Source organism: Rhizobium sp. NXC24, from assembly GCF_002944315.1.
GTDB lineage: Bacteria > Pseudomonadota > Alphaproteobacteria > Rhizobiales > Rhizobiaceae > Rhizobium.
In genome coordinates, this window is sequence record NZ_CP024311.1 from 44,747 (window position 1) to 67,500 (window position 22,754).

The window sequence follows — 22,754 nt, forward strand, 5'->3', positions numbered from 1 at the left end:
CGCGTCTCTCCCGGATTTGGAATCCAGCCCCAGGTGGCTCCCAGGTGGCTTGCCAGCTCGGTTGGCGGTAACCTGGCGCGCTTATGGGGATAAAGGTGGAACAAATTGTGGCAAAGATAAAGAGGCGGATTGCCGAACACACAAACAGTTAACCACGGGTTGTGCGGCGAAACGTCTCGCTGGTATCTATTCAACCGATTTAAAATTATGAAAATTTATTTAAATCGATTAAATACATGATATCATTAAAGATTTTTCGCTCTACTCTCTTGTGCTTTTAAAAAGACGCCTCTACGCTTTATTTAGTTTTAACGGCTGAGGCCACGTAGAGGAATAGAGCGATGGAGCAATTCGGCGTCCGTAATCCCGCAACCGAACTCGAATCGATCGGCCTGGGAGCCGCCGCCAGTGTTCGTTATAATCTCTTGGAAGCTCATCTCTATGAGGAAGCGATTCGTCGGCGCGAAGCCGATCTGACCGCTCATGGTGTGCTGAGAGCATTGACTGGGCAGCACACCGGCCGCTCGCCGAAGGACAAGTTCGTTGTCCGCAACGCGACCACCGAAGACCAAATCTGGTGGGATAACAACAAGCCGATGTCGCCAGAACATTTCGCGCTGCTGCACAAGGACATGCTGGCGCATGTACACGGCAAGGACCTGTTCGTTCAGGACCTGATCGGGGGCGCCGACCAGGATTACGCCCTGCCGACGCGCGTCGTCACCGAATTCGCCTGGCACTCGCTGTTCATCCGCAACCTGCTCATTCGTCCCGAGCGGTCGGCGCTGGAAAGCTTCGTGCCGAAGCTGACGATCATCGATCTGCCAAGCTTCCGCGCCGATCCGGAGCGCCATGGCTGCCGCACGGAAACGGTGATCGCCTGCGATCTCGTCAACGGCATCGTCCTGATCGGCGGCACCTCCTATGCTGGCGAAATGAAGAAATCGGTCTTCACCGTCCTGAATTACCTCCTGCCAGAACGCGGCGTCATGCCGATGCATTGCTCGGCCAATGTCGGGCCTGATGGGGACGCCGCGATCTTCTTCGGCCTGTCGGGCACCGGCAAGACGACGCTATCAGCCGATCCGACCCGCACATTGATCGGCGACGACGAGCATGGCTGGGGTGAAAATGGCATCTTCAATTTCGAAGGTGGCTGCTACGCCAAGACCATTCGCCTGTCGGCCGAGGCCGAGCCGGAAATCTACGCCACGACCCGCCGTTTCGGCACCGTGCTCGAAAATGTCGTGCTTGACGAACATGGCGTGCCGAATCTCGACGATGGTTCGCTGACGGAGAACACCCGCAGCGCCTATCCGCTGCATTTCATCCCGAATGCCTCGGAATCCGGCATGACCGGCCATCCGGAGACGATCATCATGCTGACGGCCGATGCCTTCGGCGTCATGCCGCCGATTGCCAAGCTGACGCCGGAACAGGCGATGTACCACTTCCTCTCCGGCTACACCGCCAAGGTCGCCGGCACGGAAAAAGGCGTGGTCGAGCCGGAAGCCACCTTCTCGACCTGCTTTGGCGCGCCCTTCATGCCGCGTCATCCGGCCGAATACGGCAACCTGCTGAAGGACCTGATCGCCCGCCACGGCGCCGGCTGCTGGCTCGTTAACACCGGCTGGACCGGCGGTGCCTACGGCACGGGCCGGCGCATGCCGATCAAGGCGACGCGCGCCCTGTTGGCCGCCGCTTTGAAGGGTGATCTCGATAATGCCGAATTCCGGATCGACCCGAATTTCGGTTTCGCCGTGCCGGTTGCGGTCGAAGGCGTGGACAGCGCAATCCTCGATCCGCGTTCCACCTGGGCCGATGGCGAGGCTTATGACGCGCAGGCGGCAAAGCTGGTGCAGATGTTCGTCTCCAACTTCGCCAAGTTCGAGGATCATGTCGACGGCAACGTCCGTGACGCGGCGCCGGGTTTGCGTGTCGCGGCGGAGTGATTCGCCGCACAGAGGAATGACTCACGTGAAACCCGGCGGCCGGTCCGCCGGGTTTTTCATTTTGCCCTCTGCCTGTTTTCAACCGCGCGTCAATATGGGATAGACGGGCGCGGAGAAAACCATGGCCAGCGACGCGCTTTACATCAACGACCGGATCACCATTGCCGGCTGGGAACTGACGGAACAATTCGTTCTGGCGGGCGGCCCCGGCGGGCAGAATGTCAACAAGGTCGCGACCGCTGTTCAGCTATTCTTCAACATTCCGAATTCGCCGTCGCTGAATGACCGCGTGAAGGCCAACGCCGCGAGGCTCGCCGGCCGGCGCGTTTCCAAAGACGGCGTGTTGATGATCGAGGCCAGCCGCTTCCGCAGCCAGGATCGCAATCGCGAGGATGCACGCGAGCGGCTGAAGGAACTGATCCTCGAAGCCGCCGCACCGCCGCCGCCGCCACGCAAGAAGACCAAGCCGACCAAAGGCTCGATCGAACGGCGCCTGAAGGAAAAATCGGGTCGCTCTGAGGTCAAGAAGATGCGAGGCAAGCCCGGGGGCGAATAGGTTTCGGGCTGCGGTTTTGGTTTGATTGGGTAAAATGGGGCTTGTCAGGCGAGTCTGTTGTTGCCGTAGCTCTGTGCCTGGCCCGTCATCCCAACCTTCTCGCCGCACTGCAGGGAGAAGGGACGACAGTGTGAAACAACAAAGCTCCCCACTCGTGACGGGTTCGGATTAGGTATTGTAAGCTCACTCGTCCCGCAAGGCGGGGAGAGGGCAGAGGTGAGGGGCCATGCACAAAGACGCGGCAATGGCGCACTTCCCTGACGATCACCAATCTTGGAAAATATCGATGCTCCTACCCAACGGAATTCGCCATCTTCCCGGTTATCTCGACCGCTCCACTCAGGAAGCGCTGGTCGAGACCATCCGCGCCGTTGTCGCCGAGGCGCCGCTTTACACCCCGGTCATGCCCGGCACCGGCAAGGAAATGTCCGTGCGCATGACCAATTGCGGCCCGCTGGGTTGGGTGACGGACAAGCAGCGCGGCTATCGTTACCAGCAGAACCATCCGGTGACTGGCAGGCCCTGGCCGGGGATTCCGCAACAATTGTTTGATCTCTGGAGCAATATAGCGGGCTATGAAAAGCCGCCGGAAGCCTGCCTGATTAATTTCTACGATGACGATGCCCGCATGGGCCTGCATCAAGACCGCGACGAACAGGATTTGGCGGCGCCCGTGCTGTCGATCTCGCTCGGCAACGCCTGCCTCTTCCGCGTCGGCGGCCTTAACCGCAATGATCGTACGCTATCTTTCAAGCTTTCCAGCGGCGATATTGTCCTTCTCGGCGGAAAAGGCAGGCTTTGCTTCCACGGCGTCGACCGCATCTATCCGGCGACCTCGACTCTGCTGAAAAACGGCGGCCGGATAAACCTAACCTTAAGGCGGGTGAACCCGTAACTTCTAAAGCTTCCTCAACGCCACCTGTTCGATCAGATGATTCCTGCCTTTCTGCAGGATGAGATCAGCGCGCGGGCGGGTGGGCAGGATGTTTTGGCGCAGGTTCTTCAGGTTGATGTTCTTCCACAGTCCTTCGGCGGTCGCGATTGCCTCTTGTTCTGTGATCGAGGCGTAGCGGTGGAAGAAGGAGTTGGGGTCGCGGAAGGCGGTTTCGCGCAGCTTCATGAAGCGGGCGACGTACCAGTTGTGGATCAGATGCTCGTCGGCATCGATATAGATCGAGAAATCGAAAAAATCGGACACCATCGGCACGATCTTGCCATCCGCCGGCAGATGCCGCGATTGCAGGACGTTGATGCCTTCGAAAATCAGGATATCCGGCCGGTCGACGGTTTTGTATTCGTCCGGCAGCACGTCATAGACGAGATGCGAATAGCAGGGTGCTTTGACGTCCGGCTGCCCGGCCTTGATCGCCGAGAGGAAGCGCAGGAGTGCTGCGGTATCGTAGCTTTCCGGAAAGCCCTTGCGCTGCATCAGGTTGCGGCGCTGCAATTCGGCATTCGGAAATAGAAAGCCGTCGGTCGTTATCAGGTCCACTTTCGGGCTCGACGGCCAGCGGCGCAGCAATTCCTTCAGGATACGGGCCGTAGTGGATTTGCCGACGGCGACGGAGCCGGCGATACCGATGACGAAAGGCGTCTTGGCGACGTCGGAAAGACTGAGGAACCGATTGCGCTGCTCGAACAGGATCTGCGAGGATTCCACATGCGAGGACAGAAGGCGCGATAGCGAAAGGTAGATGCGTCGGACTTCATCGAGATCGATCGGGTCGCCCATGGAGCGCAGCCGCGTCACTTCATCGGCGGTCAGCGTCAGCGGCGTATCGGCTCTGAATTTCGACCACTCGTCCGAAGAAAAGAAATAATAGGGCGAATAGGCTTTCGCCTCAAATATATCGAGTGTCTCGTGCGCAGGCAGGGTTTGGGTCGCTATCGTCATCGCATTCTACCGGCTGGCCTTCTCCTGAAGGCCGGATTGAGCGGTGCGCCTTTCGAGCTCACCCATGACATTCTGCAACGGAATGCCTGCAATCTTCAATACGACCATAAGGTGATAAAGCAAATCGGCTGCCTCGTAGGTGAGATTGTCGCGATCGCCGGTCACCGCCGCCATGACGGCTTCGATCGCTTCCTCGCCGAGCTTCTTTGCCGCCTTTGGCTGACCGGCGGCGAAAAGCTTTGCCGTCCAGGATTCCTCCGGCGAAGCCTTGGAGCGCTCGTCGACGATTCTTTCGAGGTCGGAAAGGGTAAATCCGCTCATCCGTCCTATCCCTTCCTAATCGAGCCGCATGGCGATGCCATGCTCTGACATATAGTGCTTCGCTTCGCCGACCGAATAGGTGCCGAAGTGGAAAATGGAAGCCGCCAGCACGGCCGTCGCATGGCCTTCCTTGATGCCGGCAACGAGATCGTCGAGATCGCCGACGCCGCCGGAGGCGATCACGGGCACACGTACCGCATCGGCAATTGCCCGCGTCAGCTCCAGATCGTAGCCGACCTTGGTGCCGTCTCGATCCATGGAGGTGACGAGCAGTTCGCCGGCGCCGCGCTCGACCATCTTGCGGGCAAAATCGACGGCATCGATGCCGGTCGCGTTGCGGCCGCCATGGGTATAGATCTCCCAGGCGCTCATATTGTCGCCGCCGAGTGCCTCGGTACGCCGCCGCTTGGCGTCGATCGAGACGACGATGCACTGATTGCCGAACTTGTCGGCCGCTTCGGCGACGAAATCAGGATTGTTGACCGCCGCCGAATTGATCGAGACCTTATCGGCGCCGCAAAGCAGCAGCTTGCGGATATCCGCGATGGTGCGCACGCCGCCGCCGACCGTTACCGGCATGAAGCATTGCTCGGCGGTGCGGGCCACGACATCGAAGATCGTCTCCCTGTTGTCGGAAGAGGCGGTGATATCGAGGAAACACAGCTCGTCCGCACCGGCGGCGTCGTAGGCCTTGGCGGCTTCGACGGGGTCGCCGGCATCGACGAGGTTGAGAAAGTTGACGCCCTTGACGACACGGCCGTCCTTGACGTCGAGGCAGGGGATGACGCGGGCTTTCAGGGTCATTGCGCGATCTCCTTCGCCTTGGCCGCCTTGATCAGCGCCAAGGCCTCCTTCGGATCGATCCGGCCATCATAAAGCGCGCGGCCGGAAATCGCACCTTCCAGTTTGCGGGCATCTGGCTGGATCATGCGGCGGATATCATCAAGCGAGGCAAGGCCGCCGGACGCGATGACGGGAATGGAAACGGCATCGGCCAGTTCCAGCGTCGAAGCCCAGTTGATGCCGGTGAGAATGCCGTCGCGGTCGATATCGGTATAAATGATCGCGGCCACGCCTGCGCCTTCGAATTTTTTCGCCAGTTCGATGACGCCGAGTTCGGAGGCTTCCGCCCAGCCTTCGACCGCCACCTTGCCGCCCTTGGCGTCGATGCCGACGGCGATATGGCCTGGAAATCTCCGACAGGCTTCGACGACAAGCGCCGGATCGCGCACGGCGACAGTGCCGAGAATGACGCGGGCAAGCCCGCGTGTCAGCCAGTTTTCGATATGGTCGAGCGTACGGATGCCGCCGCCGAGCTGCACAGGGTTTTTCGTCGCCTTGAGAATGGCGTCAACGGCCGCCCCATTGACGGTCTCGCCGGCGAAGGCGCCGTTGAGATCGACGACATGCAGCCATTCGAAGCCCTGGTCTTCAAAGGCTTTCGCCTGGGCGGCGGGATCGGGATTGTAGACGGTCGCCTGCTCCATGTCGCCGAGCTTCAGGCGCACGCACTGGCCGTCCTTGAGGTCGATGGCGGGAAAGAGAATCATGTCTTTGTCCTTAATGCGCGAAGCGTCACGGCTTCCAGCGCATAAAATTGGCAATCAGGGCGAGGCCGAGCTTCTGGCTCTTTTCCGGATGGAACTGCGAGCCGGCCATGTTGTCACGGCCAACGAAGGCGGTCATCGCTCCGCCATAACTGGTCGTGGCGATGACATCGTCGGCATGGTCGGCGGCCAGATGATAGGAATGCACGAAATAGGCATGCAGCCCCTCCGATCCGGTCGGAATGCCGTGGAAGAGCGGGTGCGGGTGTCTGAGATCCAGCGTGTTCCAGCCGATCTGCGGGATTTTCAGCGTGGGATCGCCGGGCGTCATCTCCTTGACGTCGCCCTTGATCCAGCCGAACCCCTGCGTGATCGTCTTTTCCAGCCCGCGCGACGACATGAGCTGCATGCCAACGCAGATGCCGAGGAAAGGGCGGCCCTTGTGTTCCACGACATCAATCACCGCATCCGCCATGCCGGAAACGGCGTCGAGCCCACGGCGGCAATCGGCATAGGCGCCGACGCCCGGAAGCACGATGCGATCGGCGGTGGCGACACGCTCGGCATCGTCAGTCAGATCGATTTCAGCGTCGATACCGGCTTCGCGGGCGGCGCGTTCAAAGGCCTTGGTGGCCGAGCGCAGATTGCCTGAGCCGTAATCGATAATCGCGACGCGCATGATCAGCGTCCTCCGTCATAGCCGGGAAGACCGAAAGACGGTCCGCCCCGGCTTGGGCTATTGTTTGGAGAGGTGGGGATATCCCAATCGTTTGAACGGATATTCTCCTCGGCCTTCGGCTCAGTCGTAGTGAAATGGATCTCTTCGGCCGTCGCCAGATTGGGCGCCGAAACCAAGTCTTCCGTCTTCCAGCCGCCTGCAACGAGGCTCCGATACGCGGCGTGGTTGCCTTCAAGCGCAGCCAGGACATGCACGCCGAGCAGGATCGCGATGCCGGCGGCAAAAAACTCCGGCCGGCGGATCAATTCCAGGGCGATGCCCTGTAGCAGAAAGGCGGCGATGGCCTGCAGCCACAGCCGGTGAAAAAGCATCCATAGTGTCGGAAACAAAAATGCGGTCCAGGAAAAACCGTCGCGGATGAAGCGCGTGCTCACCTGGTTTTTGTCCGGTCCTCCGGGTGGCGTCAAAATCAAATAGCTTGCCATCTCTTCACTTTCCCCATGACGGGGGCTCAGGCGAGGGTGCCCTTTGTCGAGGGCACACGGCCTGCCTGCCGCGGATCAATCTCGGTTGCCGTGCGCAGTGCGCGGGCAACGGCCTTGAAGCATGTCTCGGCAATATGGTGATTGTTGGCGCCATAGTGGTTGAGGATATGCAGCGTGATGCCGGCATTCTGCGCCAAGGCCTGGAAGAATTCGCGCACCAGCTCGGTATCGAAAGTGCCGATCTTCGGGGCGCTGAAGGCAACATTCCAGACGAGGAAGGGCCGGCCGGACAGATCGACGGCCGCCTTCGTCATCGTTTCGTCCATGGCGAGATCGATCGAGGCGTAGCGGGTAATGCCGCGCCGGTCGCCCAGCGCCTTGGCAATGGCCTGGCCGATGGCGATGCCGGTATCTTCGACCGCGTGGTGATCGTCGACATGCAGATCACCCTTGGTGTCGATCTCCATATCGATCAGCGAATGTCGCGAAAGCTGCTCCAGCATATGGTCGAAGAAGCCGACGCCCGTCGAAATCGTCGACTTGCCACTGCCGTCGATGTTGACGGACACGGAGACCGAAGTCTCATTGGTCTTGCGGGAAACGCTTGCCGTGCGGCTCGCTGCGGTCTCTGCCATGGTTGCTCCATCGGGATTGACGGCCGTTCCTTATCAGGCACATCGGCAAATATCCAGAAGTTAAGTCAGTATAGACTTATCTAGCCGGCTTACATGCATCATTCCGAAATAACGGGCATTTGCAATCGTAAAAAGCCCTCTTACATAGGGCTTGACGGGGCCGAAACGCGGCCCGGCAGAAAGCCCGCCAAAATGGGGGCAAACAGGTGTTTATATGACGACAATTGTAACTATTCGTAAGGGCGGCAAGGTGGTGATGGCTGGCGATGGCCAGGTGAGCCTCGGCCAGACCGTAATGAAGGGCAATGCCCGCAAGGTTCGCCGCATTGGCAAGGGTGACGTGATTGCCGGTTTCGCCGGTGCGACCGCCGATGCCTTTACGCTGCTAGAGCGGCTGGAAAAGAAGCTCGAACAATATCCCGGTCAGTTGATGCGCGCCGCCGTCGAGCTTGCCAAGGATTGGCGTACGGACAAATATCTGCGCAACCTCGAAGCCATGATGCTCGTCGCCGACAAACAAGTGACGCTCGCCGTCACCGGCAACGGCGATGTGCTTGAGCCGGAACACGGCGCCATGGCGATCGGCTCCGGCGGCAATTTTGCGCTCGCCGCGGCGCGCGCGCTGATGGATACCGACAAATCGGCCGAGGACGTTGCCCGCCGCGCGCTCGATATCGCCGCCGACATCTGTGTCTACACCAATCACAATGTCGTGGTCGAAACGCTCGACTCCGAAGCCTAATTCCTCTCTTGATTGTTTCTAGCCCTGACGGGAAGCGCACGAAATGACCACTTTTTCCCCCCGCGAGATCGTTTCAGAACTCGACCGCTATATTGTCGGCCAGCATGAGGCCAAACGCGCCGTGGCGATTGCGCTGCGCAACCGCTGGCGCCGCCAGCAGCTCGAGCCCGATCTGCGCGACGAAGTCATGCCGAAGAACATTCTGATGATCGGCCCGACCGGCGTCGGCAAGACGGAAATCTCCCGTCGCCTCGCCAAGCTTGCCGGCGCGCCCTTCATCAAGGTGGAAGCGACGAAATTTACCGAAGTCGGCTATGTCGGCCGCGATGTCGAACAGATCGTCCGCGATCTCGTTGAGGTCGGCATCGGCCTAGTGCGTGAAAAGAAGCGCGCCGAAGTGCAGGCGAAGGCGCATATGAGCGCGGAAGAGCGGGTGCTCGATGCCCTCGTCGGCTCTACGGCCTCGCCGGCAACGCGCGACAGCTTCCGCAAGAAGCTGCGCGAAGGCCAACTGGACGACAAGGAAATCGATATCGAAGTCGCCGACACGGGCTCCGGCATGCCCGGCTTCGAAATTCCCGGCATGCCCGGCGCCAATATCGGCGTCCTCAACCTGTCCGAAATGTTCGGAAAGGCCATGGGCGGCCGCACCAAGAAGGTGCGCACCACGGTGAAGGATTCCTACAAGGAACTGATCCGCGACGAATCCGACAAGCTGATCGACAACGAGGCGATCCAGCGCGAAGCGGTTCAATCGGCCGAGAATGACGGCATCGTCTTCCTGGACGAGATCGACAAGATCGCCGCCCGCGATGGCGGCATGGGCGCCGGCGTTTCCCGCGAAGGCGTGCAGCGCGACCTGCTGCCGCTGGTCGAAGGCACCACGGTTGCGACCAAATATGGCCCGGTGAAGACCGATCACATCCTCTTCATCGCCTCGGGTGCGTTCCATGTGTCGAAGCCTTCGGATCTCCTGCCGGAATTGCAGGGCCGTCTGCCGATCCGCGTCGAACTGAAGCCTTTGAGCAAAGAGGATTTCCGCCGTATCCTGACGGAGCCGGAAGCCAGCCTCATCCGCCAATACAAGGCGCTGATGGAGACGGAAAACTTGAAGCTCGATTTCACGGATAACGCGATCGACGCTTTGGCCGATGTCGCTGTGCACCTCAACTCCACTGTCGAGAACATCGGCGCCCGCCGCCTGCAGACAGTGATGGAGCGTGTACTGGACGATATTTCCTACAACGCTTCGGATCGTGCCGGCGTGTCGGTGACCATCGACGCCGACTATGTGCGCGAACATGTTGGCGATCTCGCCACCAATACCGACCTGTCGCGCTTCATTCTCTAATGGAATTAAGCCGGTGACGGCATCTTGACATATTAAGCACTCGACAGCGGGCCGTTAACTTTTTAGTTAAGGCCCGCTTCTTTGCGTGGGAATGGCTTTATTCGGCCAAGATTGTCCGTCAGGCAGCCGCATTGAAACATCGGATGAAACTTCGACAGGGCAGCCATCGTGCGACGCATTCTGATCACCCTTCTTCTGGCGGTTGTCAGCCTCTCCTGGACTCCGGCCTATGCGGATGCAGCGGCCATGGTGCCGCCGGGCAACCGCAACGCCGAGCAGCCGGCAATCCCTGGTGCCTCCGTGCGCCGTACCAAGGGCACGAATTCGACCTTCGAGCGCAAATACCAGAAGGTTCACGAACTGCTGGCGACCGATACCAAGCTCATGTCGAAGATCAAGTCGACGGCGCGCGCCTACGGCATCGACCCCATCCACATCATCGGCGCGCTGGTCGGCGAACATACCTATAATGTCGACGCCTATGACGGCCTGCAGTCCTACTACGTCAAAGCCGCCTCCTATGCCGGCCAGAGCTTCCGCTTCGCCTATGACGGCGAAGACGTCGATGATTTTGTCGCCCGGCCGCAATTCGATGCCTGCAAGGGCAAGAGGGATTCCTACAGCCTCTGGACCTGCCGCGAAGATGTCTGGGAAAGCGATTTCCGCGGCAAGAAGGTCGGCGGCAAATCCTTCCCCGACAACCGTTTCAGCGCCGTGTTCTTCCAGCCCTTCTATGCCGGCCAGACCTTCGGCCTCGGCCAGGTCAATCCGCTGACGGCGCTGGAGCTCTCCGATCTCGTCAGCAGCACGTCGGGCATTCCGAAGCTGGATGAAAAGGACGCCGGCAGCGTCTACAAGGCCATCATGGATCCGGATCTGTCGCTCGCCTTCGTTGCGGCCTCGATCCGCAAGTCGATCGATGACTACCGTTCGATCGCCGGCATGGACATTTCGGGCAATCCGGGCATCACGGCGACGCTCTACAATGTCGGCAATTCCCGCCAGCGGGCCGCAGCGCTCGCCGCCAAGAACCGTGGGGCCGGACAACCGGTCTGGCCGGAGGAAAATTACTATGGCTGGCTTATCAATGATAAGCTGGACGATCTGAAGTCGCTGCTTTAAACTTCGGGAGCCGTCGCGAAAATAAGGTTTTCGAGGAGATTGGATCTCATGGACATGATCCCGGAAGCCTTTTCCCCACCAGCCCCGACCCCGCGTACCGTCCCGCCATCGCGTCTGACGATCATCCGCACCATCCTGCGCAATCCGCTGGAATTATGGGGTGAGCCTTCCTATACGCTGCCATGGATCATGACGCGCTTCTTTCGCGAGCACACGCTGATCGTCAATGATCCCGGCCTGATCAAGCATGTGCTGGTCGACAATGCCTCCAATTACCGCATGTCGGATATCCGCCAGCTCGTGCTCCGGCCAATCCTGCGCGACGGCCTGCTGACGGCGGAAGGCCAGGTCTGGAAGCGCTCGCGCAAGGCCGTCGCGCCGGTTTTCACGCCGCGCCATGCCCAGGGCTTTGCCGGCCAGATGCTGAGCCAGAGCGAAGCCTATGTTCGCAAATACGAGGAGGCCGGCAGCGATGGCAAGGTTTTCGACATCGCCATCGATATGACCGAGCTTACCTTCGCCATCCTCGCCGAAACGCTGTTCTCCGGTGAGATCGTCACCGAAAGCGGCCATTTCGCCGATGACGTCAACCAGCTTCTGCATCGCATGGGCCGCGTCGACCCGATGGATCTTCTGCGCGCGCCTTCCTGGGTGCCGCGCGTCACCCGCATCGGCGGCCAGAAGGTGCTCGACAAGTTTCGCGGCATCGTCCGCAAGACGATGGATCTTCGGCTCGACAAGATGCGTAGGGATCGGGCCAGCGCTCCCGACGATTTCCTGACGCTGCTGTTGGAAAAGGCCGGCCCCGACGGCCTGACCATGGAGGAGATCGAGGACAACATCCTCACCTTCATCGGCGCCGGTCATGAGACGACGGCGCGGGCGCTGGCCTGGACGCTCTACTGCGTCGCCAATACCCCGCATATCCGCGAGGTCATGGAAGCGGAAATCGATCTGGTGCTCGCCACCGGCGCCGAGCCCGTCGCCTGGCTCGACCTGATGCCGAATGTCCGTGCCGCCTTCGAGGAGGCGATGCGCCTCTATCCGCCGGCGCCATCCATCAACCGCGCCTCGATTGCTGACGATGAATGGATAAGCCCAAGCGGGGAGCGCGTGGAGATCCCGGCCGGGATCACCGTACTGATCATGCCTTGGACACTGCATCGCCATGCGCTTTATTGGGACAAGCCGCGTGCCTTCATGCCCGAACGCTTCCTTCCGGAGAATCGCGGCAAGATCAACCGCTTCCAGTACCTGCCCTTCGGCGCCGGCCCCCGCGTCTGCATCGGCGCCACCTTTGCCCTTCAGGAAGCCGTCATCGCCCTTGCTGTCATGATGCACCGCTTCCGTTTCGATGTGACCGATCAGACGAATCCCTGGCCGGTGCAGAAGCTGACGACCCAGCCGCAAGGCGGGCTGCCAATGCGGGTGACGAGGCGGTAGGGGCGCTGCGGGCACGGGATTATCTCGCCCCTGGCGGGCGAGAAAGCAATTTCACTGGCTTAGGAATTGCGGCGCAGAAGCTGCTACGCATTAAAAATGCTTAGCGCAATTTCTAAGCCATTGAAATTGCAAGAGAGGGGGTCAGTTTCTTGTTCAGACAAATTTCTAAATTTCGTGCGTCCCTACCTACCCCCGCTCTTGCAAAAACTAAGAATTAGACGGGGACAAGCCCCCGCCTAATCCTAAGTTTTTGCTTTCTCGCCCGCCAAGGGCGAGATAGGCTCCGCGCTTGCCGCCTCACTCATCTCCTCAAGGGTAAATTGATCTGTGACATCTCATTTCCTGCTCGGCATCGACACCGGTGGAACCTATACCGATGCCGTTCTCTTCCATGAAACCGACGGCGTTGTTGCCAAGGCGAAATCGCTGACCACGCGGCATGATTTGGCCGTCGGCATTGCCGGCGCTGTCGATGCGGTCATCGCCAAGGCGGCCATCCCCGTTTCCGCTATCGGTCTCGTATCGCTGTCGACGACGCTTGCCACCAACGCGCTGGTCGAAGGGCAGGGCGGCCGCGCCGGACTGGTAATGATCGGCTTCGGCCCCGATGATCTGAAGCGTGACGGCCTGGCCGAGGCGCTGGGGACCGATCCAGTGGTGTTTGTACCCGGCGGACACAGCGTCCATGGCAACGAGAACCCGCTTGATCTGGCGGCGCTCGAAGCGATGCTGCCGGAGCTTTCGAAGAGCGTTTCGTCCTTCGCGATCGCTGGCTATTTCGCTGTGCGGAATCCGGCTCATGAAATCCGTGTGCGTGACTGCATCCGCGAGATTTCCCATCTGCCGGTCACCTGCAGCCATGAACTCTCCTCCAAGCTTGGCGGCCCGCGCCGGGCGCTGACGACGCTTTTGAACGCGCGGTTGGTGTCCATGATCGACCGGCTGGTCGGCGCCTGCGAAGGGTTTCTGGCCACGCGCGGCATCGCGGCGCCGATGATGGTCGTGCGCGGTGATGGCGCGCTGATCTCGGCCGCAGAAGCTAAGCTCCGTCCAATCGAGACCATCCTTTCTGGACCTGCGGCGAGCCTTGTCGGCGCACGCTATCTGACCGGCCTCGACGATGCCGTGGTGTCCGATATCGGCGGCACCACCACGGATGTCGCTGTGATGGAGGCCGGCCGGCCGCGGCTCGATGCCGACGGTGCGGTGGTCGGCGGCTATCGCACCATGGTCGAAGCGGTCGCCATGCGCACCTATGGCCTTGGCGGTGATTCCGAAGTGAAGATCAACGATCGCGGTCTTGTCGCCGCCTTCGAACTCGGGCCGCGCCGCCTGCTGCCGCTCAGCCTCGCAGCCCATGTACACAGCCAGGCCGTCATCGGTGTGCTGGAGCAGCAGCTTCGTGCGCCGCATCTCGGCCGCCACGCCGGCCGCTTTGCCGTGCGCACCGGCGTACCGGATCATCTTGCGAGCGGCTTGCAGCCGTCGGAACAGGCGTTGTTCGACAAGATCGGCAGGGTACCCCTGCCGCTCGACCAGCTTCTGACCTCGACGTCGCAGAAAGCGACCCTGGACCGCCTGGTTGCCCGTGGCCTGGTGCATCTCTGCGGCCTGACGCCGTCAGACGCAATGCATGTGCTTGGGCGGCAAAGCCAGTGGAGTGCGGAAGCCGCCCGGTTGGGTCTCGCGCTGGCAATGCGGTTGAAGGACGGCTCCGGCCGCCCGATTGCCGACTCGATAGAGGAGCTGGCGCAAAAGATCGTCGATCGCCTGACCCGGCAGTCCGCCGACGTGATCCTGGCCGCCTGCCTGGCGGAGGACGGCGTTACCCATCTCGATCCGGCCAAATCGATCTCGATCGACCGCGCGCTTCGTCGCGCACGGGGCATCGCCCGTTTTGCCGTTTCGCTCGATCGCCCTCTGGTCGGCCTCGGCGCTTCCGCCCCCGTCTATTACCCTGCCATCGCCGAGATGCTGGCAAGTGACAGCGCCATTCCCGCTGATTCGGATGTGGCCAACGCGATCGGCGCCGTCGTCGGCCAGGTTCGCACCAGCGCCACGGTATTCGTCACCATGCCCGAGGATGGCATCTATGTGCTGAATGGCGCGGGCGAGACTTTGCGGTTCACTGACGAGCAAAAGACTTTTTCTCTGGCGCGGCAGCGGGCAATCGAGGTGGCGACGGCGCAAGCGCGCTTGAATGGTGCCGAAGATCCCGTCATCGCCGTGGAAGAACAGGTCGATGCGCCTGAGATCGAGGGCAATCGCAAGCTGGTCGAGGCCCGCTTCATCGCCACCGCCAGCGGCCGCCCGCGCATAGCCGCCGACTGATTATTTCCATAAATGCACAAATCTTTCGAACTATTGCCAAATTGACGGAGAGCCTAACCGCCCGCAAACTGGCAGCATGTAAAAATTGAGCCGTAGAACGGCCGTGAGGAGTGATTGGTATGAGCCGCATTGACAAGAACGGGCTTCAGATTGAGCCGGTGCTTTATGATTTCCTCGTCAAGGAGGCCCTGCCAGGCTCCGGCGTCGACCCGGATACCTTCTTTGCCGGCTTCTCGGCGATCGTGCACGACCTCGCGCCGAAGAACCGCGATCTGCTCGCCAAGCGCGACCGGATGCAGGCTGCCTTGGATGATTGGTATCGCAAGAACGGCGCGCCGGTGGACATGGCCGCCTACGAAGCCTTCCTGCGCGAGATCGGCTACATTATTCCCGAAGGCCCGGCCTTCTCGGTCTCGACCGCCAATGTCGATCCCGAAATCGCCTCTATCGCCGGCCCGCAGCTCGTCGTTCCCGTCATGAATGCCCGCTATGCGCTGAACGCCGCCAATGCGCGCTGGGGTTCGCTTTACGATGCGCTCTACGGCACCGACGCCATCCCTGAGACCGACGGTGCCGAGAAGGGCAGGGGCTACAATCCGAAGCGCGGTGAAAAGGTCATCGCCTGGGTGCGTGATTTCCTCGATACCGCCGCGCCGCTTGCCGGTGCGAGCTGGAAGGACGTCACCGGCTTTACTGTCAAGGACGGCGCATTGGCGATCGCAACGAAGAGCGGTGCTACGGCTTTGGCCGATGCTGGGCACTTCGCAGGCTATCTCGGCGACGCCAGCGCTCCCTCGCATATCCTGCTGAAGAACAATAGCATCCACATCGAGATCGTCCTCGATGCCGGCACCGAGATCGGCAAGGCCGATGCGGCTGCTATTTCTGACGTCCGGCTGGAATCGGCGATCACCACGATCATGGACTGCGAAGATTCGATCGCTGCCGTCGACGCCGAGGACAAGGCCGAAGTCTATCGCAATTGGCTCGGCCTGATGAAGGGCGACCTGACGGAGGAAGTTTCCAAGGGCGGCAAGACCTTCACCCGCCATCTCAATCCGGATGTGACCTACACGGCGCCAGATGGCGCGAGCTTCGAGCTGCATTGCCGCTCGTTGATGCTGGTGCGCAATGTCGGCCACCTCATGACCAATCCGGCGATCCTCGACCGCGACGGCCATGAAGTGCCTGAGGGCATCATGGACGCCATGATCACCGGCCTGATCGCGCTCTATGATATCGGGCCGAACGGCGGGCATAAAAATTCCCGCGCCGGCTCCATGTATGTCGTCAAACCGAAGATGCATGGCCCGGAAGAGGTCGCCTTCGCCGTCGCGATCTTCTCGCGCGTCGAAGATGTGCTCGGCATGCCGCGCAACACCATCAAGATGGGCATCATGGACGAGGAGCGCCGCACCACGGTCAATCTCAAGGAAGCAATTCGCGCTGCCAGCGAACGCGTCGTCTTCATCAACACCGGCTTCCTCGATCGCACCGGCGATGAGATCCATACCTCGATGGAGGCGGGCCCGATGATCCGCAAGGGCGACATGAAGCAGGCAGCCTGGATCGCGGCTTATGAAAACTGGAATGTCGATATCGGTCTGGAATGCGGCCTTTCCGGTCACGCGCAGATCGGCAAGGGCATGTGGGCCATGCCGGACCTGATGGCGGCGATGCTGGAGCAGAAGATCGCGCATCCGAAGGCCGGCGCCAACACCGCCTGGGTGCCGTCACCGACGGCCGCGACGCTGCATGCGACCCACTATCACCGCGTCAACGTCGCTGAGGTCCAGCAGGGCCTGAAAAGCCGGGCTCGCGCCAAGCTTTCCGACATTCTTTCCGTTCCGGTCGCGTCCCGCCCGAACTGGACGCCGGAAGAAATCCAGCGCGAGATCGACAATAATTGCCAGGGCATTCTCGGCTATGTCATTCGCTGGGTCGATCAGGGCGTCGGCTGCTCCAAGGTACCGGATATCAACAATGTCGGCCTGATGGAGGATCGCGCCACGCTGCGCATCTCGGCGCAGCACATGGCCAACTGGCTGCACCACAAGGTCATCACCGAAGCGCAGATCGTCGAGACCATGAGGCGCATGGCCGCCGTCGTCGACCGGCAGAACGCCGGCGACCCGCTCTACAGGCCGATGGCCGGCAATTTCGATGGCTCTATCGCCTTCCAGGCGGCGCTTGATCTCGTCCTCAAGGGTCGAGAGCAGCCGAACGGCTATACCGAGCCGGTCCTGCACCGCCGCCGCATCGAGCTGAAGGCAAAGCAGGCGGGATGACCCCTCCATCTGGGGCCACCTCGATCCTTCGAGGCCTTGTCGCCTGCGCTGGCGCTTTGGCGGCAAGGCGCCTCAGGATGAGGTGGAGAGAGTCTTGCGGCTAAGGGAAGAGATCAGCCCTCATCCTGAGGCGCGCAGCCGAAGGCGAAGCCTCGAAGGACGAGGGCGGGTAGGGCGGTATAATATCGGACCTCAGTTCCCCAAAACAAAAAGGCCGCCGGACATCGATCCCGCGGCCTTTTGAATTCCAAATAATGCCAGCGATTACTGGATCACGACGACCTTGGTGGCGTGACCCGGCAGAACGCGGTTGTAGAGATCGATGACGTCCTGGTTCATCAGGCGGATGCAGCCCGAGGAAGCCGCGGTGCCGATCGAAGCCCATTCCGGCGTGCCGTGCAGGCGGAACAGCGTGTCCTGGCCCTTCTCGTTGTAGAGATACATGGCGCGGGCGCCGAGCGGATTTTCGAGGCCCGGGTTCATGCCGTCATCGACATACTTGGCGATTTCCGGACGGCGGACCGCCATTTCCTTCGGCGGATGCCAGCTCGGCCATTCCTGCTTCCAGGCAACATATGCCGTGCCCGACCATGCAAAGCCCTGCTTGCCGACGCCGATGCCGTAGCGCATGGCTTCGTTGTTGCCGAGGATGTAATAAAGATGGCGCTCGCGGGTGTTGACGATGATCGTGCCCGCAGCTTCGTCAGACTTGTAGGAGACGATCTGGCGGCGGAACTGCGGCTTCACCTTCTGGATCGGGATCGCCGGCAGTTGGAAGCCGTTGTCGCTCGTGACGCCGTAATCATTATCGAACGTCTTGACGGTGTCGGAAGCGGAATTGGCGGTAGCGGTCGGCGTGGCTGCGGCAGTGGTGGCGTAACCAGCCGTGGCAAGCGTTGCGACAAGGCCGAGTGCGGTCATAGCATTGCGGATGCGCATGGAAGTCTCTTGGTGAGTTGTGACAGGGAATGGGATGGTATCAACCATCTTTGACTACGGTTTATTTTCTATTAAATTTAGCTTTGCAAGCTGGTGCGGGGCGACAAAATAGCTCCGCTGCGCAAATTAAAGGGACATGGTTTTTTTGCAACAACGCTTGTTCGGTCCCAGAGGCAATTCATGACGATTTTAAGTGTTTACAATAACAATCCGTTAATAGACGGTCGGCAGTCGGAACGGGCGATGCTTGTACGCAGGGGCGTGCAACTATTACTGCACGAGATGCGCCTTGCCGTCTTGCCGGAGCTGCCGCTCGCCAGCGGCCGCCGCGCCGACCTCATCACGCTTTCCGAAAAGGGCGAGATCTGGATCATCGAGATCAAATCGTCGATCGAGGATTTTCGCGTCGACCGCAAATGGCCGGATTACCGCCTGCATTGCGATCGCCTGTTCTTCGCGACCCACAAGGACGTGCCGCTCGATATCTTTCCGGAAGATTGCGGGCTTTTCCTGTCGGACGGTTACGGCGCGCATATGATCCGCGAGGCGCCGGAGCATCGCCTGCCACCAGCCACGCGCAAATCGGTGACGCTCAATTTTTCCCGCGCCGCCGCCCAGCGGCTGATGCTGGCCGAATGGGCGACGGGTAAGTCTTTTTCGTCTGAATGAAGGTTACTTCGGTGCGCGCTTGGCGAGGATTCGTTGCAGCGTGCGGCGATGCATGTTGAGACGGCGGGCCGTCTCGGAGACGTTGCGCTCGCACATTTCGTAGACGCGCTGGATATGCTCCCAACGCACCCGATCCGCCGACATCGGATTTTCCGGCACCTCGGCCTTTTCGCCCGGCCGTTGCGTCAGCGCCGCATAGACGTCGTCGGCATCCGCGGGCTTGGCAAGATAATCGAGAGCACCGAGCTTCACGGCAGTGACCGCGGTCGCGATATTGCCGTAGCCGGTCAGCACCACGATATGCGTATCGTCGCGCCGCTGCCGGATCGCCTCGATGACATCAAGGCCGGTGCCGTCACCGAGACGAAGGTCGACCACGGCGTATTTCGGTGGCGTGGCCTTGGATTTGGCAACGCCTTCCGCCACCGATTCCGCCGTCTCGACCACGAAGCCGCGCGTCTCCATGGCGCGCGCCAGCCGGCGCAGAAAGGGTCCGTCGTCGTCGACGATCAGCAATGTCGCGTCGGGCCCGATATGGTCCGCCGCGTCCTTGGCCCCCGCATGAGGGTCGGTGAGCTCTTTATCCGTCATCATGTTCAATCCCGGCGGCAGACCGCCTGCATAGTCCTACTGACTTTAACGACCGGTGTTTTAAGCCGTGAAATTCATTTTGTCGAATTACTGTCGATCAACATTCGCGGCCATTCAACACGGATGCGTGCACCCGGCGTTTCAGGGTCGCGATTGCCGAAGGAAAGCTCTGCGCCCGAACGTTCCAGCAGGGTCTTGGCGATGAACAGGCCCAGTCCGAGGCCGCCCGCCGTATCGTCTCGCTGTCGCGTCGTGACATAGGGCTCGCCGATCCGCATCAAGATTTCGGGAGAGTACCCGTTGCCGTCATCCTCGATGACGATTGTCAGCGTATCGGGATTATATTCCACCGTGACGGTCACCTTCTTTCGCGCATAGTCGACGGCGTTTTCGATGAGATTGCCAAGCCCGTACATGATGCCGGCGTTGCGGTTCAGCACGGGTTCGCCGAGGCGCGGGCTCTTTTCGATCAGCTCCAGCTTGATGCCGAATTCCCGATGCGGTGCGATGATCTCCTCCATCATCGACGACAGCGTCAGCCGCCGCATATGCGCCTCGTCCTCGGAGGAGAGCGTCGTCAGCCGCCGCAGGATGTCGCGGCATCGTTCGCTCTGGCTACGCAGCAGCGCCACATCCTCGCGGAAGCGGTCGTCCTGGCTGAGCTCGCGCTCCATCTCCTTGGCGACGACGCTGATCGTTGCCAGCGGCGTGCCGAGTTCATGAGCCGCGGCGGCGGCCAGCCCGTCGAGTTGCGACAGGTGCTTTTCCCGCTGCAGCACCAGTTCCGTCGCCGATAACGCATCGGCAAGCTGCGTCGCCTCCATGGAGACGCGGTAGGCATAGAAGGCGGCAAAGGCCATGGTCGAGGCGATCGAGCACCAGACGCCGAGCTGCATTACGCTATGAACGTTGATCTCGATGCCATCGTACCAGGGCAGCGGAAAAGGCGAGAAGGCAAGGCCCGTGATGCAGATCATCGCCAGCACGATCAGCGCCATGCTGTAGCGGATCGGCTGCGAGGCGAAGGAGATGATGACGGGAACGCAGACCAGGGCGGAAAAGGGATTGGCGAGCCCGCCGGTGATCAAGAGCAGCCCGCAGAGCTGCAGGAGATCGAGGCCGAGCAGCGCAAAGGCAGCCGGCGGCTCCAGGCGGTGCGTTGGCGGATAGCGCAGCGTCAGGAAGAAGTTGATCCAGGCGAGGCAGGCGATCAACACGCAGCAGGCCAGCAGCGGCACGGCAAATTTCAGCCAGAAGGCGACGATCATCACCGTCACCGTCTGGCCGCCGACCGCGAGCCAACGCAGCCGCACCAGCGTCTGCAGCCTGAGCCGCCGGCTGGTGTGGTGATCGTCCTGCGGCTTGGCGTCCGCGTCCGCCATTTTGTCCAATCCTCTGAAGAAACGGGCCATTCTCAGGTACCACGCGGCTTGGCTCTTGTCGTCGGCAAAGCATCAGCCGGATCCTCCGGCCAGGGATGCCTGGGGTAACGCCCGCGCATATCGGCGCGCACGTCTTTCCACGATCCTGCCCAGAAGCCGGGCAGATCACGCGTCGTCTGGATTGGCCGGTGCGCCGGCGACGTCAGTTCCAGCACCAGCGGCAGCCGCCCACCGCCGACGGCCGGATGCTGCTTCAGGCCGAAAAGCTCCTGAACGCGGATCGTCAGCAGCGGTTCTTCGCCTTCATATTGGATCGGATGACGCTGGCCCGTCGGCGCTTCGAAATGCGTCGGCGCCATCCGGCCAAGGTCGCGTTGCAGCTCATGCGGCACCAGCGACATCAACCCGTTGGAAAGCCCGCCGGCCGAGATGTCGGAGAGGCCGCGTGCCTCGGTCTGGAATGGCGTGAACCATTCGTCGAGCCGCGAAAGCAGGGCATCGTCGCTCATATCGGGCCATGGCTCCCCGATCGTCCGGTGCAGGAAGCCGATCCGTTCACGCAATTGCGTCGCCTCTTTTGAAAAGGGCAGGACGGCGAGCCCCAGCTCGCGGATGCCGTCGGCCAGCGCCTTCGCCGCCCGCTCGCCCGATGGTCGAGGCAAGGGGGTCTCCTCGAAGATGATGGCCCCGAGCCGCGTCACGCGCCGCGCCCGCACTTGCCGGCTGGTCTTGTCGAATAGGCTCTGGTCCTCGGTGCGGATCTCTCCCGGCAGATGCTCCTCGACATCAGCACGCGCAATTTCCGCCGCTGCCAAGATACGGCCTTGCGCCGCCCGGCCCGTCAGGTCGGCAATGACAAGCATTTGCGAACCGGCGAGGCGCTCCGTCTCCGGCAATTCGGCGCCGCGCCCGTTCGCCATGACGAAGCGTCCGCGGCCGCCGCGCTGCAGGGCGATGCGATCGGGGAAGGCATGCAGCAGCAATGAACCGGCCAGGACCTGTACTCCTGCGTCCGCAGCCTTGCTGTCGCCTGCCGCTGTCGCCAACCGCCCTGCTAGCCGGCGCGACGCCTCCGCGCGTTCACCCTTTTCCGTCTTGAACCGCCGCAGGCGCTCTTCCAGATCGATGCTTTGCCCGCCGAGCCCCTGTTCCGTCAGCAATACGGCGAGCATCGCCGCCTCGCGTGCCTGGCCGAACTCCGCTGCTGAAATCACCATGGCCGCTAGCCGCGGCGGCAGAGCCAGATCGCGCATCAGCCTGCCGTGTGCCGTCAGCCCGTTCTCCGTGTCCAGCGCCCCCAATTGCCGCAGCAATGCCCGCGCTTCGCCCAGTGTCGTCGCCGGCGGCTGATCGACAAAGGCAAGTGCGGCTGGGTCCTGCACGCCCCAATGGGCAAGATCAAGCGCCAGCCCGGAAAGATCGCTGGACAGAATCTGCGGCGGCGTGAAGGCCGGCAGTGCCGCCGTCTGGCCTGGATGCCAAAGCCGGATCGCAATACCAGGCTCGGTTCGCCCCGCACGGCCAGCGCGCTGATCGGCGGAAGCCCGCGATACCCGCACCGTCTCCAGCCGAGTGATCCCGGTCGACGCTTCGAAAACCGGCAGCCGCTGCAGGCCGCTGTCGATGACGATGCGCACGCCGTCGATGGTGATCGACGTCTCGGCGATCGATGTCGCCAGCACGATCTTGCGCGTGCCTTTCGGCGCCGGCCGGATCGCCGCATCCTGTTCCTTTTGACCGAGATTGCCGTAAAGTGGCGCGATCACTGTCTCCGGCGACAATCGGCCTTCGAGTCTTTCCACCGTGCGGGTGATTTCCGCCTGGCCG

At 61.4% G+C, this 22,754-nt stretch carries 21 protein-coding genes (1 of these 21 cut by a window edge); 10 read left to right on the forward strand and 11 right to left on the reverse strand.

The window, feature by feature from the left end:
- Nucleotides 1-341: 341 nt before the first annotated feature.
- The 3 genes from NXC24_RS00210 (at nucleotide 342) to NXC24_RS00220 (ending at nucleotide 3,403) form a co-directional block, all read left to right on the forward strand.
- Complete coding sequence (locus tag NXC24_RS00210; protein WP_104821469.1) at nucleotides 342-1,952, forward strand: phosphoenolpyruvate carboxykinase; 1,611 nt, start codon at nucleotides 342-344, stop codon at nucleotides 1,950-1,952.
- A 121-nt stretch (nucleotides 1,953-2,073) separates the two neighbouring features.
- Entirely contained in the window at nucleotides 2,074-2,508 is a 435-nt protein-coding gene (arfB, locus tag NXC24_RS00215) for an alternative ribosome rescue aminoacyl-tRNA hydrolase ArfB (RefSeq protein ID WP_104821470.1), read from the forward strand.
- Nucleotides 2,509-2,794: 286 nt separating this feature from the next.
- Nucleotides 2,795-3,403, forward strand: a complete 609-nt coding sequence (locus NXC24_RS00220; protein WP_104821471.1) for an alpha-ketoglutarate-dependent dioxygenase AlkB — start codon at nucleotides 2,795-2,797, stop codon at nucleotides 3,401-3,403.
- 3 nt (nucleotides 3,404-3,406) lie between these two features.
- Here NXC24_RS00220 and coaA read toward each other — a convergent pair whose 3' ends face one another.
- From coaA to hisB, 7 genes are read right to left on the reverse strand one after another with little or no spacing between them, the layout of a single operon-like run.
- Nucleotides 3,407-4,402 carry a type I pantothenate kinase gene (gene coaA / locus NXC24_RS00225; protein WP_104821472.1) on the reverse strand — a complete coding sequence of 332 codons (996 nt, stop codon included), beginning with the start codon at nucleotides 4,400-4,402 and terminating at the stop codon, nucleotides 3,407-3,409.
- 6 nt (nucleotides 4,403-4,408) lie between these two features.
- A complete protein-coding gene (locus NXC24_RS00230) occupies nucleotides 4,409-4,723 on the reverse strand; it encodes a phosphoribosyl-ATP diphosphatase (protein WP_104821473.1) in 315 nt (104 codons plus the stop codon).
- A 15-nt stretch (nucleotides 4,724-4,738) separates the two neighbouring features.
- Complete coding sequence (hisF, locus tag NXC24_RS00235) at nucleotides 4,739-5,527, reverse strand: imidazole glycerol phosphate synthase subunit HisF (RefSeq protein ID WP_104821474.1); 789 nt, start codon at nucleotides 5,525-5,527, stop codon at nucleotides 4,739-4,741.
- The gene (gene hisA / locus NXC24_RS00240) at nucleotides 5,524-6,273 is read right to left on the reverse strand and encodes a 1-(5-phosphoribosyl)-5-[(5-phosphoribosylamino)methylideneamino]imidazole-4-carboxamide isomerase (protein WP_104821475.1); all 750 of its coding nucleotides are present in this window, start codon (nucleotides 6,271-6,273) and stop codon (nucleotides 5,524-5,526) included. The genes hisF and hisA overlap by 4 nt, the downstream gene beginning before the upstream one ends.
- A 25-nt stretch (nucleotides 6,274-6,298) precedes the next feature.
- Nucleotides 6,299-6,949 (reverse strand): imidazole glycerol phosphate synthase subunit HisH, encoded by a 651-nt coding sequence (gene hisH, locus NXC24_RS00245; protein WP_104821476.1) that lies wholly within the window; start codon nucleotides 6,947-6,949, stop codon nucleotides 6,299-6,301.
- 2 nt (nucleotides 6,950-6,951) lie between these two features.
- Nucleotides 6,952-7,434, reverse strand: a complete 483-nt coding sequence (locus tag NXC24_RS00250; RefSeq protein WP_104821477.1) for a DUF2628 domain-containing protein — start codon at nucleotides 7,432-7,434, stop codon at nucleotides 6,952-6,954.
- 26 nt (nucleotides 7,435-7,460) lie between these two features.
- Entirely contained in the window at nucleotides 7,461-8,069 is a 609-nt protein-coding gene (gene hisB, locus NXC24_RS00255) for an imidazoleglycerol-phosphate dehydratase HisB (RefSeq protein WP_104821478.1), read from the reverse strand.
- A 214-nt stretch (nucleotides 8,070-8,283) separates the two neighbouring features.
- On the opposite strand from hisB, the gene hslV reads away from it, so the two are divergent.
- The 6 genes from hslV to NXC24_RS00285 all read left to right on the forward strand — a co-directional run bounded on the left by hslV (nucleotide 8,284) and on the right by NXC24_RS00285 (nucleotide 17,346).
- Complete coding sequence (hslV, locus tag NXC24_RS00260) at nucleotides 8,284-8,811, forward strand: ATP-dependent protease subunit HslV (RefSeq protein WP_104821479.1); 528 nt, start codon at nucleotides 8,284-8,286, stop codon at nucleotides 8,809-8,811.
- Nucleotides 8,812-8,854: 43 nt separating this feature from the next.
- Nucleotides 8,855-10,162 carry an ATP-dependent protease ATPase subunit HslU gene (gene hslU / locus NXC24_RS00265; protein WP_104821480.1) on the forward strand — a complete coding sequence of 436 codons (1,308 nt, stop codon included), beginning with the start codon at nucleotides 8,855-8,857 and terminating at the stop codon, nucleotides 10,160-10,162.
- Nucleotides 10,163-10,330: 168 nt separating this feature from the next.
- Nucleotides 10,331-11,284: a DUF1402 family protein gene (locus NXC24_RS00270; RefSeq protein ID WP_104821481.1), complete on the forward strand. Its 954-nt coding sequence runs from the start codon at nucleotides 10,331-10,333 to the stop codon at nucleotides 11,282-11,284.
- A gap of 48 nt (nucleotides 11,285-11,332) precedes the next feature.
- Nucleotides 11,333-12,727, forward strand: a complete 1,395-nt coding sequence (locus tag NXC24_RS00275; protein ID WP_104821482.1) for a cytochrome P450 — start codon at nucleotides 11,333-11,335, stop codon at nucleotides 12,725-12,727.
- Between the two features lie 327 nt (nucleotides 12,728-13,054).
- Complete coding sequence (locus tag NXC24_RS00280) at nucleotides 13,055-15,058, forward strand: hydantoinase/oxoprolinase family protein (protein ID WP_104821483.1); 2,004 nt, start codon at nucleotides 13,055-13,057, stop codon at nucleotides 15,056-15,058.
- Nucleotides 15,059-15,177: 119 nt separating this feature from the next.
- Nucleotides 15,178-17,346, forward strand: coding sequence for a malate synthase G (locus NXC24_RS00285; RefSeq protein WP_104821484.1), 2,169 nt, complete (start codon nucleotides 15,178-15,180; stop codon nucleotides 17,344-17,346).
- 264 nt (nucleotides 17,347-17,610) lie between these two features.
- On the opposite strand, the gene NXC24_RS00290 is transcribed toward NXC24_RS00285, so the two are convergent.
- Nucleotides 17,611-18,285 carry a L,D-transpeptidase gene (locus NXC24_RS00290; RefSeq protein WP_104821485.1) on the reverse strand — a complete coding sequence of 225 codons (675 nt, stop codon included), beginning with the start codon at nucleotides 18,283-18,285 and terminating at the stop codon, nucleotides 17,611-17,613.
- Between the two features lie 180 nt (nucleotides 18,286-18,465).
- Here NXC24_RS00290 and NXC24_RS00295 point away from each other — a divergent pair, with 180 nt between their 5' ends.
- Nucleotides 18,466-18,954, forward strand: coding sequence for an MmcB family DNA repair protein (locus tag NXC24_RS00295; RefSeq protein ID WP_104821486.1), 489 nt, complete (start codon nucleotides 18,466-18,468; stop codon nucleotides 18,952-18,954).
- 3 nt (nucleotides 18,955-18,957) lie between these two features.
- On the opposite strand, the gene NXC24_RS00300 is transcribed toward NXC24_RS00295, so the two are convergent.
- The 3 genes from NXC24_RS00300 to hrpB form a co-directional block, all read right to left on the reverse strand.
- Nucleotides 18,958-19,545: an ActR/PrrA/RegA family redox response regulator transcription factor gene (locus NXC24_RS00300; RefSeq protein WP_104824929.1), complete on the reverse strand. Its 588-nt coding sequence runs from the start codon at nucleotides 19,543-19,545 to the stop codon at nucleotides 18,958-18,960.
- Between the two features lie 74 nt (nucleotides 19,546-19,619).
- On the reverse strand, nucleotides 19,620-20,927 hold the full coding sequence (locus tag NXC24_RS00305) for an ActS/PrrB/RegB family redox-sensitive histidine kinase (protein ID WP_199773507.1): 1,308 nt from the start codon (nucleotides 20,925-20,927) through the stop codon (nucleotides 19,620-19,622).
- A 32-nt stretch (nucleotides 20,928-20,959) separates the two neighbouring features.
- On the reverse strand, nucleotides 20,960-22,754 hold the 3' portion of the coding sequence (gene hrpB / locus NXC24_RS00310; RefSeq protein ID WP_104824930.1) for an ATP-dependent helicase HrpB. 674 nt of this gene lie beyond the right edge of the window; the window shows 1,795 of its 2,469 coding nt (coding positions 675-2,469); the start codon falls outside the window, past its right edge — the gene reads right to left on this strand; it ends in the stop codon at nucleotides 20,960-20,962.

What these genes read in the sequence shown, in the direction of transcription:
- hslU (WP_104821480.1), top strand. Translation starts at nt 8,855, where the DNA reads ATGACCACTTTTTCCCCCCGCGAGATCGTTTCAGAACTCGACCGCTAT.
- NXC24_RS00220 (WP_104821471.1), top strand. Translation starts at nt 2,795, where the DNA reads ATGCTCCTACCCAACGGAATTCGCCATCTTCCCGGTTATCTCGACCGC.
- NXC24_RS00290 (WP_104821485.1), bottom strand. Translation starts at nt 18,285, where the DNA reads ATGCGCATCCGCAATGCTATGACCGCACTCGGCCTTGTCGCAACGCTT.
- NXC24_RS00275 (WP_104821482.1), top strand. Translation starts at nt 11,333, where the DNA reads ATGGACATGATCCCGGAAGCCTTTTCCCCACCAGCCCCGACCCCGCGT.
- hslV (WP_104821479.1), top strand. Translation starts at nt 8,284, where the DNA reads ATGACGACAATTGTAACTATTCGTAAGGGCGGCAAGGTGGTGATGGCT.
- hisF (WP_104821474.1), bottom strand. Translation starts at nt 5,527, where the DNA reads ATGACCCTGAAAGCCCGCGTCATCCCCTGCCTCGACGTCAAGGACGGC.
- NXC24_RS00295 (WP_104821486.1), top strand. Translation starts at nt 18,466, where the DNA reads ATGACGATTTTAAGTGTTTACAATAACAATCCGTTAATAGACGGTCGG.
- NXC24_RS00230 (WP_104821473.1), bottom strand. Translation starts at nt 4,723, where the DNA reads ATGAGCGGATTTACCCTTTCCGACCTCGAAAGAATCGTCGACGAGCGC.
- NXC24_RS00210 (WP_104821469.1), top strand. Translation starts at nt 342, where the DNA reads ATGGAGCAATTCGGCGTCCGTAATCCCGCAACCGAACTCGAATCGATC.
- NXC24_RS00305 (WP_199773507.1), bottom strand. Translation starts at nt 20,927, where the DNA reads ATGGCGGACGCGGACGCCAAGCCGCAGGACGATCACCACACCAGCCGG.
- hisB (WP_104821478.1), bottom strand. Translation starts at nt 8,069, where the DNA reads ATGGCAGAGACCGCAGCGAGCCGCACGGCAAGCGTTTCCCGCAAGACC.
- arfB (WP_104821470.1), top strand. Translation starts at nt 2,074, where the DNA reads ATGGCCAGCGACGCGCTTTACATCAACGACCGGATCACCATTGCCGGC.
- hisA (WP_104821475.1), bottom strand. Translation starts at nt 6,273, where the DNA reads ATGATTCTCTTTCCCGCCATCGACCTCAAGGACGGCCAGTGCGTGCGC.
- NXC24_RS00285 (WP_104821484.1), top strand. Translation starts at nt 15,178, where the DNA reads ATGAGCCGCATTGACAAGAACGGGCTTCAGATTGAGCCGGTGCTTTAT.
- NXC24_RS00250 (WP_104821477.1), bottom strand. Translation starts at nt 7,434, where the DNA reads ATGGCAAGCTATTTGATTTTGACGCCACCCGGAGGACCGGACAAAAAC.
- hisH (WP_104821476.1), bottom strand. Translation starts at nt 6,949, where the DNA reads ATGCGCGTCGCGATTATCGATTACGGCTCAGGCAATCTGCGCTCGGCC.
- NXC24_RS00300 (WP_104824929.1), bottom strand. Translation starts at nt 19,545, where the DNA reads ATGACGGATAAAGAGCTCACCGACCCTCATGCGGGGGCCAAGGACGCG.
- coaA (WP_104821472.1), bottom strand. Translation starts at nt 4,402, where the DNA reads ATGACGATAGCGACCCAAACCCTGCCTGCGCACGAGACACTCGATATA.